The organism is Escherichia sp. XD33, from assembly GCF_019375075.1.
Classification (GTDB): domain Bacteria; phylum Pseudomonadota; class Gammaproteobacteria; order Enterobacterales; family Enterobacteriaceae; genus Enterobacter; species Enterobacter flexneri_A.
Map to the genome: position 1 here is coordinate 1 of NZ_JAENDM010000226.1, position 940 is coordinate 940.

Genomic DNA, 940 nt, shown 5'->3' on the forward strand with positions numbered 1-940 from the left:
CCCCGGTATCAGTTCATCCAGCGCGGCTGCTTTGTTCATGGCTTTGATGATATCCCGTTTCAGGAAATCAACATGTCGGTTTTCCAGTTCCGGAAAACGCCGCTGCACCGACAGGGGGAGCCCGTCGAGAATACTGGCAATTTCACCTGCGATCCGCGACAACACGAAAGTACAGAATGCGGTTTCCACCACTTCAGCGGAGTCTCTGGCATTCTTCAGTTCCTGTGCGTCGGCCTGCGCACGCGTAAGTCGATGGCGTTCGTACTCAATAGTCCCTGGCTGGAGATCTGCCTCGCTGGCCTGCCGCAGTTCTTCAACCTCCCGGCGCAGCTTTTCGTTCTCAATTTCAGCATCCCTTTCGGCATACCATTTTATGACGGCGGCAGAGTCATAAAGCACCTCATTACCCTTGCCACCGCCTCGCAGAACGGGCATTCCCTGTTCCTGCCAGTTCTGAATGGTACGGATACTCGCACCGAAAATGTCAGCCAGCTGCTTTTTGTTGACTTCCATTGTTCATTCCACGGACAAAAACAGAGAAAGGAAACGACAGAGGCCAAAAAGCTCGCTTTCAGCACCTGTCGTTTCCTTTCTTTTCAGGGGGTATTTTAAATAGAAACATTAAGTTACGACGAAGAAGAACGGAAACACCTTAAACCGGAAAATTTTCATAAATAGCGAAAACCCGCGAGGTCGCCGCCCCGTAACCTGTCGGATCGCCGGAAAGGACCCGCAAAATGATAATAATTATCATCTGCATGTCACAACGTGCATCTACGCCATCAAACCACGTCAAATAATCAATTATGACGCAGGTATCATATTAATTGATCTGCATCAACTTAACGTAAAAACAACTTCAGACAATACAAATCAGCGACACTGAATACGGGACAACCTCATGTCAACGAAGAACAGAACCCGCAGAACAACAACCCGC

Annotated in this window: 1 protein-coding gene; it reads right to left on the bottom strand. The window is 49.0% G+C overall.

What is annotated here, in order from left to right; translation table 11 throughout:
- Nucleotides 1-513 (bottom strand): DNA-packaging protein (locus K0778_RS26470; RefSeq protein WP_070326922.1); only part of this gene is annotated, 513 nt, incomplete at its 3' end.
- Between the last annotated feature and the right edge of the window lie 427 nt (nt 514-940).